At 35.2% G+C, this 15,170-nt stretch carries 14 protein-coding genes; 5 read left to right on the top strand and 9 right to left on the bottom strand.

Translation table 11 applies throughout. The features are described 5' to 3' along the window. Position 1: 1 nt before the first annotated feature. Positions 2 to 475 carry a Cys-tRNA(Pro) deacylase gene (gene ybaK, locus D0T85_RS10565; RefSeq protein WP_163213059.1) on the top strand — a complete coding sequence of 158 codons (474 nt, stop codon included), beginning with the start codon at positions 2 to 4 and terminating at the stop codon, positions 473 to 475. 140 nt (positions 476 to 615) lie between these two features. Continuing rightward, a complete protein-coding gene (locus tag D0T85_RS10560) occupies positions 616 to 2,178 on the top strand; it encodes a peptide MFS transporter (RefSeq protein WP_163213057.1) in 1,563 nt (520 codons plus the stop codon). 72 nt (positions 2,179 to 2,250) lie between these two features. Here the strand turns inward: D0T85_RS10560 and D0T85_RS10555 are convergent, their stop codons facing one another. The 9 genes from D0T85_RS10555 to D0T85_RS10515 form a co-directional block, all read right to left on the bottom strand. Next, positions 2,251 to 3,330, bottom strand: coding sequence for a sugar transferase (locus D0T85_RS10555; RefSeq protein ID WP_163213055.1), 1,080 nt, complete (start codon positions 3,328 to 3,330; stop codon positions 2,251 to 2,253). An 8-nt stretch (positions 3,331 to 3,338) separates the two neighbouring features. Then, positions 3,339 to 3,707: a PleD family two-component system response regulator gene (locus D0T85_RS10550; protein WP_163213053.1), complete on the bottom strand. Its 369-nt coding sequence runs from the start codon at positions 3,705 to 3,707 to the stop codon at positions 3,339 to 3,341. 81 nt (positions 3,708 to 3,788) lie between these two features. Further along, complete coding sequence (locus D0T85_RS10545; RefSeq protein WP_163213051.1) at positions 3,789 to 4,598, bottom strand: ion transporter; 810 nt, start codon at positions 4,596 to 4,598, stop codon at positions 3,789 to 3,791. 301 nt (positions 4,599 to 4,899) lie between these two features. Continuing rightward, the gene (locus tag D0T85_RS10540; protein ID WP_163213049.1) at positions 4,900 to 5,607 is read right to left on the bottom strand and encodes a LytTR family DNA-binding domain-containing protein; all 708 of its coding nucleotides are present in this window, start codon (positions 5,605 to 5,607) and stop codon (positions 4,900 to 4,902) included. Next, positions 5,604 to 6,671 carry a sensor histidine kinase gene (locus D0T85_RS10535; RefSeq protein WP_163213048.1) on the bottom strand — a complete coding sequence of 356 codons (1,068 nt, stop codon included), beginning with the start codon at positions 6,669 to 6,671 and terminating at the stop codon, positions 5,604 to 5,606. Before D0T85_RS10535 ends, D0T85_RS10540 begins: the two co-directional genes overlap by 4 nt. A 24-nt stretch (positions 6,672 to 6,695) precedes the next feature. Continuing rightward, positions 6,696 to 7,916: an ABC transporter permease gene (locus tag D0T85_RS10530; RefSeq protein WP_163213046.1), complete on the bottom strand. Its 1,221-nt coding sequence runs from the start codon at positions 7,914 to 7,916 to the stop codon at positions 6,696 to 6,698. 23 nt (positions 7,917 to 7,939) lie between these two features. After that, positions 7,940 to 8,686, bottom strand: coding sequence for an ABC transporter ATP-binding protein (locus D0T85_RS10525; protein WP_163213044.1), 747 nt, complete (start codon positions 8,684 to 8,686; stop codon positions 7,940 to 7,942). Positions 8,687 to 8,704: 18 nt separating this feature from the next. Then, positions 8,705 to 9,892 (bottom strand): efflux RND transporter periplasmic adaptor subunit, encoded by a 1,188-nt coding sequence (locus D0T85_RS10520; protein WP_163213042.1) that lies wholly within the window; start codon positions 9,890 to 9,892, stop codon positions 8,705 to 8,707. Positions 9,893 to 9,912: 20 nt separating this feature from the next. Continuing rightward, on the bottom strand, positions 9,913 to 11,241 hold the full coding sequence (locus D0T85_RS10515) for a TolC family protein (RefSeq protein WP_163213040.1): 1,329 nt from the start codon (positions 11,239 to 11,241) through the stop codon (positions 9,913 to 9,915). A gap of 252 nt (positions 11,242 to 11,493) precedes the next feature. On the opposite strand from D0T85_RS10515, the gene D0T85_RS10510 reads away from it, so the two are divergent. The 3 genes from D0T85_RS10510 to D0T85_RS10500 are packed head-to-tail and all read left to right on the top strand — an operon-like array spanning position 11,494 to position 14,492. Further along, positions 11,494 to 11,727, top strand: a complete 234-nt coding sequence (locus tag D0T85_RS10510) for a DUF4492 domain-containing protein (RefSeq protein WP_163213038.1) — start codon at positions 11,494 to 11,496, stop codon at positions 11,725 to 11,727. Positions 11,728 to 11,748: 21 nt separating this feature from the next. Then, positions 11,749 to 13,302 (top strand): cytochrome ubiquinol oxidase subunit I, encoded by a 1,554-nt coding sequence (locus D0T85_RS10505; protein WP_163213036.1) that lies wholly within the window; start codon positions 11,749 to 11,751, stop codon positions 13,300 to 13,302. Positions 13,303 to 13,346: 44 nt separating this feature from the next. Continuing rightward, entirely contained in the window at positions 13,347 to 14,492 is a 1,146-nt protein-coding gene (locus D0T85_RS10500; RefSeq protein WP_163213034.1) for a cytochrome d ubiquinol oxidase subunit II, read from the top strand. The last annotated feature ends 678 nt before the right edge of the window (positions 14,493 to 15,170 follow it).

Here is a 15,170-nt window from a genome sequence, read left to right as displayed (position 1 = left end):
AATGAAAATAAATAAAACCAATGCTGCCAGATTATTGGACCAAGCAAAAATACTATATGAACTGATTCCCTACGAAGTGGATGAAAATGATTTAAGTGCCATACATGTAGCTGCTGATTTGGGTGAAAACATCGAGCAGGTTTTTAAAACATTGGTACTTCATGGTGATAAAACCGGTTATTTTGTTTGCATTATTCCAGGAGACAAGGAAGTTAATTTGAAGATAGCAGCAAAAGTTTCCGGGAATAAAAACAGTGAGATGATTCCAATGAAAGATCTCTTATCTGTAACAGGCTATATACGGGGAGCATGTTCTCCTGTAGGCATGAAAAAGCGCTTCCCAACTTATATTCATGAAACATGTTTGGATTTTGAATGTATATATGTAAGTGCTGGCCAAAGAGGGCTACAGCTTAAAGTCAATCCGCAAGATTTGATACGAGTAACTGAAGCTAAACCTGCTATTTTGTATTAAAATGATAGAATAACGCATCTCGACCCACTTATTCCTTTTGCTTTACGTGATAAAAGTTTAAATATAATTGGGTTTTTGTGCACTAGTAACTATATTTGCATTGAATAAATATAATATTAATATACTTAAGTTTTAATTCTATGTTTAAAGATCAACCAAAAGGGTTAATATCAGCTGCCCTGGCCAATATGGGTGAGCGTTTTGGCTTTTATATTATGATGGCCATTCTTACCTTGTTTATTTCATCGAAGTTCGGTTTGTCCGAGACAACAACCGGTTACATCTATTCTGCTTTTTATGCTTCCATTTATTTGTTGGCTTTAGTCGGCGGATTAATTGCGGACAAAACAAAGAATTACAAGGGCACTATTTTAGTGGGAATAATTTTAATGGCTGTAGGTTATCTTGTTATTGCTATTCCTACACCAACTCCTGTTCCTAGTTTCTGGCCATATTTGTTACTTACTTGTTTTGGGCTTTTAATCATTTCTTTTGGAAATGGTTTGTTTAAAGGAAACCTTCAAGCCTTGGTTGGTCAAATGTATGATAACCCTAAGTATTCGGATAAACGAGACTCTGGTTTCCAAATTTTTTATATGTTTATTAACATTGGTGCCATGTTTGCTCCATTTATTGCAATTGGTGTTAGAAACTGGTGGCTAAAGGTGCACAACTTTGATTACAATGGTTCTCTTCCTGAATTGTGTCATGAATATATTGCTAAAGGTACTTCAATGGCAGACGGCTCATTGAATAGGTTAACAGAATATGCTAGTGCTGCAACATTAGATGGAACACCAGTTACTGATTTATTGGCTTTTTCAAACAACTATTTGGATGTGTTCAACAGAGGATTTCAGTATGCTTTTGCTGCTGCAATTGTTGCTATGCTAATATCTTTGGTTATTTATATTATTAATAAAAGTCGTTTCCCTGATCCAGCTAATAAGACTCTTGTAAATAAAGATGGCACTGCTAAAATATCTAAAGAAGAAATTCAAATGAGTGCTCATGAAATTAAACAGCGTATTTATGCTTTGTTTGCTGTATTTGGTGTGGTTATCTTCTTTTGGCTTTCGTTCCATCAAAACGGATATTCACTAACTTATTTTGCAAGAGACTATGTAAACCTTGACATTATTAATATTGATTTAGGTTTCACTACTATAAAAGGAGCTGAAATATTTCAGAGTGTAAATCCATTCTTTGTTGTGTTTTTAACCCCACTTATAATGTGGCTTTTTGGTGTGTTGAAAAATAAAGGCAAGGAGCCTTCAACTCCAATGAAAATAGCTATTGGTATGGGTATTGCTGCATTGGCTTATGTATTCTTAATGGTGTTTTCGTTTGCATTACCTGCAAAAGAAGCATTATCGGGTATGACTGCAACCGAGTTGGATGCAATGAAAGTTACACCATGGGTTATGGTAATCTTATATTTTATACTAACTGTTGCCGAGTTGTTTATTTCCCCGCTGGGTTTATCGTTTGTGTCTAAAGTTGCTCCTCCACATTTGCAAGGTATAATGCAGGGTGCATGGTTAGCAGCAACTGCTATTGGTAACTCGATATTATTTATTGGAGGTATACTTTATACAAACGTACCACTATGGATTTGTTGGTTGGTATTTGTAATAGCTACAGGGCTTTCAATGATAGTTATGTTAAGTATGGTAAGATGGCTAGAGAGAGTAGCAAAATAAAAGATAAATAATAGAACCTACAATAAATAAAAAACGAGAGGATTAAACATTCTCTCGTTTTTTTATTTATAATCAATTTTCTTTCTGAACTATTGCAGTTAAAGTTTTGAATATGATTTTTATATCCAATGAAAAAGAAAATGTCTTTGCATATTTAACGTCCAATAACCTACGCTCCTCTGCTGATATTTTCTTAGGATCACCTTTTTTCTCTACTTGCCATAACCCCGTCAGACCGGCTGGTGCCATAAATCTATCAATATAATCATCGCTTGTTAATTGTTCGGCTTCATCGAGTGGGAGAGGGCGATTTCCTACCACCGACATATCACCTTTCAGTATATTTATTAATTGAGGTAGTTCATCGATACAGTATTTTCTGATAAAACGACCAACTTTTGTTGTATTTATATTGTTTTCAGTGTCTTTAGAGGTTTGAATTATGTAGTCTTTTTCTGAAACAATATAATCATCTGATATAAGTACAACTTCGTTTTCCATGTCATCTTCCGTCAAATCATCAAAATCGAATTGTTTTGAGTTGTTGGCCACAGTGTACATTGAGCGGAATCTCAGAAAATCAATAATCAGATAATTTGTTCCTACTCTTTTTGTTTTATGTAGAATGGGTCCTTTGCTTTCAAAGCATATTGCTAATGCAGTAATAATTAATATAGGCGATAGAATAATCAGAGCAAGAGAAGAGAAAACAATATCAAAGACCCTTTTCCATAAAGGTAATTTGAATACTTTGATCTGATATGACCTTTCCTTTTTCTGTGAATGATCTTTTCTGCGTTTATCGTGGAACTGAAAAATTTCATCAACTTCTGCTTGTGTTGTATTTGGAGATAAGGTGTTGTTGATCCCTGCTTTCAAATATAGGGGAGCGTCTTTTCCCAGTGAAAGCTCTGTTATTAATACAATGTATACAAGCGGATGCTTCTGTCTGATCTCTTTTATGTCCGAAATTTCCTTTTCCTTATCTTCGTGCTCATAAAATACTATTATATCCTCCTCATTCTCAATTTTATTTATTGAAGGAATTGCTTTATGGTAATCATTAGCAGAATAGAATATATTTCTTCTGGATAATTGGGAGAAATCCTTTATGAATTTCTTATTTTTTCCAATGTATATTATATATTGCATGCTGGTAATTATTGGTTAAGTATTTTTCTTATCCTTGTTTTAATTTCTAAAGGGTTAAAAGGCTTAAGAATATAATCGGCAGCACCTTCCTCTAATAATCTTATTCTTTCGGTTGTACTTTCTTCGCTGGTAAGCATTATTATTGGAATGGACTGAAATAATTCATTTTTTTTCATGTAGCGAAGAAACTCATCACCCGTCATTACCGGCATTCTAATGTCTGTTATAATAAGATCTGGAAAGTCTCCGTTTTGCAACCAGTCGATTGCTTTTATCGGATTTTCAAAATAAATGAAGTCATATTCCTTTGAAAGATAAATAGCTATCACTTTAGCTATCGTTTCTTTATCATCAATTAATACGATTTTCTTTTTCATTGATTTAATATGTTTATTAAAATAGCATTTTTATTCTGTGTTTGCAAAAATACATATATTTATTGATTATGACATTTGTGTTTAGAAATTTTCTTTGTTTCTCCCCGAACGTATTTCGTTGGTTAATTCATCTATTTTATCGGTTAATTTCTTAACCTTTTCTTCCAATTCATCATTGTTGTCGCTAACCATGGCATCAACAAATATGGAATTAATAAAAGACATTCCCAGAATTCCACCGAAAAACAAGATTAAAACAAAATATAGTTTGGTTAACAAGGCACAAATTTCACTTGTTCGTTCAGCAATTAAATCAGGTATTTCGTACCATCCTTCAGTCGAGAAAACTCTAAAAACAGAATATATAGATAGTAATGGGTTGGCAAAATATTCGGGAGCAATGTTTTTATAAATAGAGCATGTTACTACCGAAACAATAAAAATAAGGATGATAAAGGATAAAATAATCAGTGATGAAGTTTTCAATGCGTTGTTAACTCCATTAATTATTAAATTTATATTGGGAATAAATTTTAAGAGTCTCACAGACTTGAATATTCTGAGTACTCTTAGCGAAATAATGAATTCAATAGAAATATTGTTTCCTGAGTATACATAACTCAATAATAAGGAGGCAAATGACAAAGACACTACAACAAAATCAAGCTTATTCCAATTGCTTTTCAGGTACTTCTTTAAACCATAAGTATTACTTTTCAATATAATCTCTACTAAAAAAATGAGAGTGAAGTAATTGTCCAGACGATAAATATATATAGGTATATTATTGAATTCCTGGATAAAGATTATAATTGCGTTCAGAAATATAAGTATCAGGATAAACTTATCATTAAAAAAGAGTTTCTTAATTGTGGCTATGACATTATTCATATTAAGTATTATTGCTAAATGGTGTTTTTGACCGAGAATATGGCAAATATATATAAAACACCCCATAAATAGGAAAAAGGAGATAATTAATTGCAGGAAAAAACAAAAGTCCATAAAAAAAGCACTCCTGTATCGACCGCTGTCACAGGAGTGCCTACACAAAAACTAAACTAGACTTAACTAAACTATTCTATTCCAGAGTTTCACAACTCCTTTTCTCTGCTACAAAAGTACATACTTAATTTTAATTACACAAGTGTGTATCGACAAATTAATCAATTTTATCGACTAATTCGCAAAATTAGCTTCTTTCATCCAAATATTTCTGGAAAGCTTGTTTGTAACTGTCGCTTACCGGAATATATGCTTTTTCAAAAACAATGCGTCCGCGGTCTATTATTTTTATTTTATCTTTTTGTACAATAAATGATCGGTGAACACGCATAAATTTAGAATCCGGAAGCAATTCTTCCATAGATTTCATGCTCATAAGTGAAAGAATGGGACGGGCATTATCTTCGGTATATATCTTTATATAATCTTTTAGTCCTTCGATATATAATATTTTTTTCAATTCTATTTGTAACAACTTATAATCGCTTTTTACATAAATACAATCGATTTCATCTTGTGTTGAAACTCTTTCGAACCACTGAACTGCTTTGTTTGCTGCTTCCAAAAAATCAACATACGAAATCGGTTTAAGAAGATAGTCCAAGGCATTTACCCGATAGCCATCTAATGCATATTGCTCAAATGCTGTAGTAAATATAATTCTGGTATGCTTATCAACCATCTTAGAATACTCTAACCCATTTAATTCAGGCATTTGGATATCAAGGAACAAAAGATCTACAGGGTTTTCTGTTAGATTTTTCATTGCTTGAATTGCACTTGAGTACTTTCCGTTTAAACTTAAAAAGGAGGTTTTATTCACATAACTTTCCAATAGGCTTAATGCTAATGGTTCGTCGTCGACAATGGCACAGCTTAATATCGTTTCTCTCATGTTTTAATAACCAGTTTTGAAAAATATTCTTTATCATCATCTGAAATGTTTTTTTCCCATGTGTACTTTCCGGGGTATAACAGTTCCAATCTTTTTTTCACCTGAGGCAATCCAATTCCTGAGCCACTTTTATCATTATCGGTTTTGGGGTAATTACTATTACGTATTTCGCATGTAATTTCTCCATTTTTTTCATATAATGAGATAAATATATAGCTTGGCTCATCAGAAGATATTCCATGTTTAAAAGCATTTTCTATTAATGAGATAAAAATTAATGGTGTAATCAGAATCTGATTGTTTGATGCAATATCAATATGTGTTTCAAGCTTAACATTGGGAGTTAGCCGTATACGCATTAGTTCGATGTAATTGCGAATAAAATCAGCCTCTTTTCCTAATGGCACAAAATTCAATTGATTGTCGTATAGCATATATCGTAGCAACTTGCTTAACTCTTGAATGGCTTGTTGGGCTTTTGTTACATCGAATGCTGTAAGCGCATAAATGTTATTTAATGTATTGAGCAGAAAATGTGGATTAAGCTGGTTACGCAGATTTTTAAGTTCGGCTTCGGTACGGTTTTTCTCTGCATCTTTTCGTGCACTTTCAATCTCTTTCCATTTTTTTGTTATCCGTATAATTGCACTGATGCCTGCTGTAAATATCAAACCTACCAGATCCCTGAGTATGAATGTCCAACCACCTGGCCGTGGTTTACGTGGCCCCGGTTTAAAATGTTCTGGATGAATATTAGGAGGAACAGTAATACTTTGCCAATAATGCAGAAACACACCAATTATACTTATTAAGATAATATTATATATAAGGTATAACAATGATTTCTCGCGGAATAAATATTGTGGAATTAAAATTAAATAGTTTATATAAAAAACAATCATAAAGGTGAATGGAACCATAAAATGCCTAACATGGTCCTCCCAGTTAAAATTCACATAGTTCCGGTCGATAAACATCAATGGAAACATAATGATAATACTCCAACATATAACATGGAGGAGTATTTCCATAAAACGTTCTTGTTTACGTATTTGTGTTTTCATAAAACAAATATAAACATTTAATTTTTATTCATAGCGTATTGCGTCTATCGGATCAAGATTTGCTGCTTTTTGTGCCGGATACCATCCAAAGAAAACACCGGTAACAGTACATACTGCAAAACTTAACAAAACACTCCACATTTGTATGGCTATAGGCCAGTTTAGAATGGCTTTCACAACAAAAGATGCTCCGACTCCTATAAACACTCCTATAATTCCACCTGTTATGCTAATCAGGATTGCTTCTATAAGAAACTGGCTGAGAATATCTATTCCTCGTGCACCTACCGACATGCGGAGTCCGATTTCGCGGGTACGTTCTGTAACACTTACATACATAATGTTCATAATACCTATACCGCCAACAATTAAACTGATTCCGGCTATACAGGCAAGCAAAGTAGTCATTAAGTCGGTAGTAGAACTTAGCATGGTGCTGAGTTCTTGTTGCGAACGTATAGTAAAATCACTCTCATCGGTTTCTTTGAGTTTATGATTGTTCCGTAAGATCGATTCGATATCATCAATAGCCAATTCCGTCATATCTTCTGTTAGCGCAGATGCATATATTCCTTGCAAGTAAGTTATTGCCAATACACGTTTCATGATGGTAGTGTATGGTGCCAGCACAACGGCATCCTGATCTTGCCCCATAGAGTTGTAACCTTTGGGTTTTAAAACTCCAACAACCTGAAAAGGGATTTTATTGAAGCGAATAACCTGTCCCACAGGATCGGATCCATCGGGAAACAAATTGTCTACAATTGTTTTGCCTATTACACATACTTTGGCACTACTTGCAATATCCTCTTCGGTAAACATGCTACCGCTTTCAACTGTTAACTGACGGATTTCAAGGTAATCTTTGTTCACCCCGTTAACACTCGACGGATAATTATTGGCACCATTAATGAATTGGCCAGAGCTGGATACATTAGGACTGATTGCTGATAGAAACTTGTTTTCGTTACTCAACCTGATGTAATCTTCCAACTTCAGGGTTTGCATAGCACTTGGATCCATACGTACCCCGCCACGGCGTTCTGCTCCGGGATGTATCATAATCATGTTAGAGCCCATTTCGGATATCTGATCCTGAATGCTTTTTTTTGATCCCTGTCCAATGGCAAGCATGGTTATAACCGAAGCCACTCCAATAATAATACCAAGCATGGTTAAGAATGCCCGCATCTTATTATTAGCCAATGCCCGAAGGGCTATTTTAAATAAATTTGTTCCATTCATAATGTAAACTTTTACCTCCTTAATTATAATTCCTCGGGGAGAGGTAATCCGGCCAATGTTTCGGCTGCCGAATATATTTTATTGTTCACAGTATCTTCTTTTACCCGTCCATCCCTTAAAACAATGTTCCGGCTTGTATATTGAGCTATCTCAGGATTATGGGTTACAAAGATGATTGTTCGTCCTTCGGCATGCAGTTTCTGGAACAATACAAGTATTTCGAAAGAAGTTCGGGTATCCAGATTTCCGGTTGCTTCGTCGGCCAAAATAACTGCTGGGTTATTAACCAACGCCCGGGCAATGGCCACACGTTGCATCTGCCCACCACTCATCTGATTACTTTTGTGCTGTAATCTGTCGCCTAATCCTACATCTTCCAACGCTTGAATTGCACGTTGCTTACGCTCTGATGCACTGACAGATGCATTATACATAAGAGGTAATTCTACATTTTCGATTGCAGTAGTTTTAGGAAGCAGATTGTAACTTTGGAAAACAAACCCGATTTTACGGTTTCTCAATACCGCTCGTTCACTTTTACTCATCGTTTTTACTGGGATACCGTCCAACAGATATTCGCCGCTGGTAGGAGTATCCAAGCATCCCAGTGTGTTTAGAAGAGTTGATTTGCCCGATCCGGAAGTACCCATAATTGTTACAAATTCTCCTTCGGTAATAGTGAACGAAATATCCCTCAAAGCATGTACAGTTTCAATGCCAACTTGGAAATCCCGTTTTATGTTTACTAATTCGATTATTTTCTTGCTCATAGTTTTTTTCTTTTCTTGCTATCTTCTTCCACCACCTGGAGGGGTTGGCATAAATGGAGAAGATTCTTTTTGTTCGCCATTTTGAGGAATAGGGATTTGCCCCGGCATTTGTCCGATAACAACATCCGATACTACTTGTGTTCCTTCGCTTATTCCCGATTTGATTTCTGTAAGAATACCATTACTGATACCAATTTCTACCGCATGTGCAGTAAAGACATTCCCTTGGCGTGTCCATAGTTTATTTTTGCCTGGAACATCGTTTATAATGTCTTCTTTGCCAACAATTGGTTCAACTGGGGTAAAACGCAGAGCTTTGGACTGAACAGTCAATACATTATTAATCTCGAGTGTAAATATGGTTACATTAGCTGTTAATCCGGGTTTCAGCTTTAAATCCGGGTTATGTGCAGATATTACAACTTCGTAAGTAACTACATTGTTGGTTACCGTTGCTTGTTGCCTGACTTGGGTTACATACCCTTCAAATGTGTCATTCGGAAAAGCATCAACAGAGAAAGATACACGCAATCCTTCTTTCACTTCACCTATATCGGCTTCATCTACATCGGCAATAACCTGCATAGCTGTGAGGTCGTTGGCTATGGTAAAAAGGGTAGGAGTACTGAATGATGCAGCTACTGTTTGTCCTTCCTCTACTGCCCGGCTAAGTACAACACCATCAATAGGAGAGTAAATTGTTGCATAGCCCAGGTTTGTTTCGGCTTTTGCCAAATCATTCCTACTAATGTCATACGAATTCTTAGCCCGTTCATAGTTATACCATGCCGATTCATAATCAGTTTCAGAAACCAATGTTTTCTCATGCAAGGTTTTCATACGGTTATAATTTAATAATTGATATTCGTATTCGGTCTTAGCATTTTCCAAATTACTTTTCTTACTGGCTAGCTCGTTCAGAAGATTTGTTTTGTCGAGTTCGGCAATGATTTCTCCTTTCTTCACTTCGCTGTTATAGTCAACATATATTTTATTCACTATACCCGAAACCTGTGTACCTACTTCTACCTGTGTAACAGGTTCCACTGTTCCTGTAGCTGTAACAGAGTTGCTAATGGAACTTCTCGAAACAGTTACGGTTTGATACATAACGTTGTGTTTTGCTGTTTTTCCGAAGAAAAACCAACCAATAGCACCAACTACAACTACTCCAATAACGATAGTTGTTATTTTTTTCTTATTCATATTCTGGTGTTTTTAATATTTTAAATAGATATATCTTCGCCTTGATAGAAGTTTAATAGTTGTAAGCTTAAGATTGCCATGTATTTAGCCTGAAGTACTTCCTGCTGAGCTGATTGAAGATTATTTTTTTCAGTTAGCAATTCAACCGTATTTTTCATTCCTAAATTGAATTGTTCGTTAACAAGTTCATAACTGGTTTCGGAACTACGTAGTTTTTCCATTGCTGCTACATAGCGTTGCTGTGCACTTGTTGCATCTAACCAATATCCTTCTATGGTGCGGAAAAGTGCTTTTTCTTCGTTAGCCATATCAAGTTTGCTGCTTTCATAATTGAGGCGGGCTTTTTGAACAGCGCTTTTGGTTTGCCTATTATTAAAAATTGGAACAGAAAGAGATAGCCCCAGAGAGTTATTCCAACCGTTTTTAACTTGTTGGGCAAAGGTGAAATCGCTTCCGGAAGTGTGATTGGTACCTATTCCTGCACTCAAACTAAGGGTAGGATAATAACCGGCTTTTGCTATATCAATACCAATTTCGTTTGCTTTAATATTGAGCTTGCTTGCTTCTATCTCCGGACGAAAAGTTATAGCCCGCCGATAAACGTCACTTTTGTTGGGAAGAATTGCCAAAACATTTTCATCGTCTGTTTGTGGAAGAATAAGATTCATTTCTTCTTCTCCATCCAGTTCTAACATCTGTTTCAGTTGAAGTTTATAATCCTGAAGAGCTGTCAATGAATTTACTAGCTGATATTTATCATTGCTGTACTGTGCTTCCAGTTGAGCATAATCACTTCTGGCAATAGATCCTGCTGCAAGTAATTCTTTGGCCCGGTTTACCTGTGCTTCCGAAACAGCAAGAGTGCTTTCGTTGGTTTTTACAGATTCGTTTGCATAAAGTATTTGCACAAATAATTGAGTGATGGATTCAATGATGCTATTTTCATTGGTATGCACATCCAGTTCTGCTATTTGTTGGTTTACTTGCTGTTGTGTTACTGTTTTGGTGTTTTTTCCACCATTAAAAATGGTCCATGAAGCATTTAATCCGTAATTACCATTATAACTGTTTTTCTTAACTCCGCCATCTTCAGTCAGAGGCCGGTTTACGTAGTTATGGCTTGTACTAAACGATAAACTTGGAAATAAATTTGCTTTAGCAGTTAATACATCAACATTACTGCTTTCTGCTACAATTTTGTTTTTCCTGATGTTTATGTTGTTTTGCAATGCATAATTAATACATGCCTGCAAATCCCACTCAGATGGATGTTCCTGAGCATAAGCTTTGTTAGCCAGAAACATCCCTGCACACAATGTTATCACAATCAATCTTTTTACCTTATACATAATTATCCTGTTATTTTAAACTAACTTATTAGCTTACTTCAACAAAAGTATAATACTCCTATCTTTAATACAAAATAGATAGACTGATCTGTTTTTTTTATCGTCCAATCCTGATAAATCATCGATTCTTTTCATCTGCTCTTCCTATTATTTAGTCTATCTATCTTTTTAAAGAAATAATTGATAAAACAATTTGATGTTTAATTTGGTTTTAGTTAATGAATTGATAGATTTGTAAAAAATGGCATAAATATGAGAAAAACCGTAATCAAAATCTGGGAATTCTATATTGATGGATTTCGTAGCATGACATTAGGCCGTACATTATGGTTTATTATTTTGTTGAAACTCTTTATAATGTTTTTTGTTTTAAAGATGTTTTTCTTTCCAAATTTTCTTAATACACGGCCCAAGGGTATGAGTAAAGAAGAGTTTGTTGCTGGTGAGCTTATTGAACGTACACATATACTGGATACAGAAAAGTAGTTAATCTTAAATATATAAAAGATGGTTGAAAGCATTGATACTTCGTTAATTGATTGGTCAAGGGCACAATTTGCTCTAACGGCCATGTATCATTGGATTTTTGTTCCGCTTACTTTGGGGCTTGCTGTGGTTATGGGTATCATGGAAACGGTTTATTACAAAACCGGAAATGAGTTTTGGAAACGGGCGGCTAAATTCTGGATGAAAATATTCGGTATTAACTTTGCCGTTGGAGTAGCTACCGGATTAATTCTGGAATTTGAGTTTGGTACCAATTGGAGCAATTATTCATGGTTTGTTGGTGACATTTTCGGAGCACCACTTGCCATTGAAGGAATTGTGGCGTTTTTTATGGAAGCAACTTTTATTGCAGTTATGTTTTTTGGCTGGAATAAAGTTAGTAAACGTTTTCATCTTGCATCTACTTGGTTAACTGGTCTGGGGGCTACCATATCGGCTTGGTGGATTCTTGTTGCCAATGCATGGATGCAATATCCTGTTGGAATGGAGTTTAATCCGGATACGGTTCGTAATGAAATGGTTGATTTTGCTGCTGTAGCTTTATCGCCCGTCGCCGTAAATAAGTTCTTTCATACGGTTTTATCTGGTTGGGTATTAGGAGCTGTATTTGTGGTAGGAGTAAGTAGTTGGTTCTTGTTGAAGAAACGGGATAAGAAATTTGCATTGGCAAGTATAAAGATTGGTGCCATATTCGGTTTAATTTCTTCATTACTAATACCCTATACAGGCGATGGATCGGCCTATAAAGTGGCACAAACACAACCAATGAAGCTGGCAGCTGTAGAAGGTTTGTACGAAGGAGGCAACAAAACCAATCTTGTTGCTGTTGGGCTTTTAAATCCTAAAAAAGACACTTATAATGATGGAGTTGATCCGTTTCTCTTTAAAATAGATGTTCCAATACCTGGTATGTTATCATTTCTGTCGGATAGGAGCTTTAATGCATTTGTTCCTGGCGTGAAAGAAATTCTTGAAGGTGGATACAAATTGAAAGATGGAACAGTGGCTCTTTCGGCAAAAGAGAAAATAGAACGCGGACAAATAGCCATTGCTTCATTAGCAACTTACAGAAATGCCAAAAAGAATAACGATAAAGCTACAATGGATGAAGCGTATACCACTTTGATGCAGAACATGGATTATTTTGGGTATGGGTATATTAAAGATGTAAATGATTTGGTGCCTAATATACCATTAAATTTTTATGCTTTCCGCATAATGGTTGCTTTAGGAGCATACTTTATTCTATTTTTTAGTGTGATACTATTTCTGGCTTATAGAAAAGATCTTTCCAAAATAAGATGGATGCATTGGCTTGCACTGATAACAATACCTTTTGGATATATTGCCGGGCAAGCCGGATGGGTGGTAGCCGAATGTGGCCGTCAGCCATGGGCTATTGTTGATATGCTACCAACATCGGCAGCAATATCAAAACTTGGGGTTGGTTCTGTACAAACTACATTTTTTATATTCCTTATTTTATTCACAATTATGCTTATTGCAGAAGTAAGTATAATGTTGCGGGAAATTAAAAAAGGACCAGAGAGATAAAGTCCTTGATTAATTCTTAATTTTTAATTCTTAATTCAAAAGTCATGGATTATATATTTCTTCAACACTATTGGTGGTTTATAGTTTCGCTTTTGGCAGCTATATTGGTATTCTTGTTATTTGTTCAGGGTGGTAATTCTTTAATCTTTTCACTGGGAAAAAAAGAAGAACATCGCAAAATGATAATAAACTCTACAGGAAGGAAATGGGAATTTACATTCACCACGCTGGTAACCTTTGGAGGTGCATTTTTTGCATCATTTCCATTATTCTATAGTACTAGCTTTGGAGGTGCATATTGGCTGTGGATGCTGATTCTGTTTAGTTTTGTGCTTCAAGCTGTGAGCTACGAGTTTCAGAGTAAAGCAGGTAATCTGTTGGGACAGAAAACATATCGCATATTTTTAGTGATAAATGGGGTAGTAGGACCTGTATTATTAGGAGGTGCAGTTGCTACATTTTTCACCGGATCGAACTTCTATATTAATAAGGAGAATATAGTAGATAGTATGATGCCTGTAATCAGTAGCTGGGGCAATTCGTGGCATGGATTAGATGCACTTACTAATATATGGAATGTAGTTTTAGGATTGGCTGTGTTTTTTCTGGCCCGCATTCTGGGGATTCTTTATTTTCTGAATAACATTGATGATAAAGAATTAAATGAAAGATCAAGAAAAGCTTTAATTGTCAATACTGTTTTTTTTCTGGTTTTCTTTCTGGCTTTTGTAATTAGAACATTGTTTGCCGAAGGGTTTGCTGTAGATCCGGAAACAGGAATGGTGTTTATGGAAAAGTATAAGTATTTGAATAATTTTCTGCAAATGCCAATTCTATTAATAACATTTCTTGTTGGTGTAGTGTTGGTATTATTTGGAATTGTAAGAGGAGCTTTCGGTTCAACATTCCGAAAAAGCATCTGGTTTGCAGGAGTCGGTACTGTATTTACTGTATTGGCATTATTGCTATGTGCTGGTTATAACAACACCGCATATTATCCGTCGAACCTTGATTTACAAAGTTCGTTAACCCTAACCAATAGTTGTTCTAGTGAGTTTACATTAAGAACAATGGCATATGTATCTATACTGGTACCTTTTGTGTTAGCCTATATTTTTTATGCCTGGCGAAGTATTGATAAGAAAAAGATAGATTTGGAAGAAATGCAAGGCGATGACCACACATACTAGCTGGGATAGTAAAAAGTGTTTTCAAAAAGAAGTTCCCTGTTTAGCTATTTTACGCTTGATAAAAACAGCAAAAATGAAAATTTACATGAGTCACCACCTGTTATACGCGCTGTGAGGCCGATTTTACAATGAATTTTCAAAATGCTGCATTTCGCATTGATGAAATGCTGCATTTCGTTTAATCAAAATGCTGCATTTTGAAAGTGTGAAATGCAGCATTTTGAAATAACGATTTGCAGCATAAAAATTAGTGTAGATTTATAAATGAGTAAAAGTTTACATATTAATCAACGCATTTTATTTTAAGCTTTGACCCCTAACAATAGTAGGGACTTTCTGGTAGAAAACTTTGGATTTTTCCGCATAATAGTCCACTCTTTTCCATGAAAAAGTCCATACTTCTTTGCAAGCTATATAATAGAAAGGTTTCGGTCTATATAGCTGAGTACCTTCGTGCTATATAGCTTCGACCCTTCGTACTATATAGCTTCAGACCCTCGTGCTATATAGAAAGATGTTTTACTTGTTATTGAGCTGTGCTTTTCTCCTACTGAGGTGAAAGAGTTATGATACTTCAAATGTAAGCGTCTCCGCTTTGTCGCCTATATTGTCTTTTCCTTGTTCTGTATCTTTGCATTTAATTTTTATATAATATTTTATGCAAGCCTCAGAACTATA

It is taken from the genome of Bacteroides sp. 519, assembly GCF_010500955.1.
Taxonomy (GTDB): Bacteria; Bacteroidota; Bacteroidia; order Bacteroidales; family Bacteroidaceae; genus Bacteroides.
Note: the sequence above shows the minus strand (reverse complement) of the source record. Positions and strands in the feature narration are given on the sequence as shown.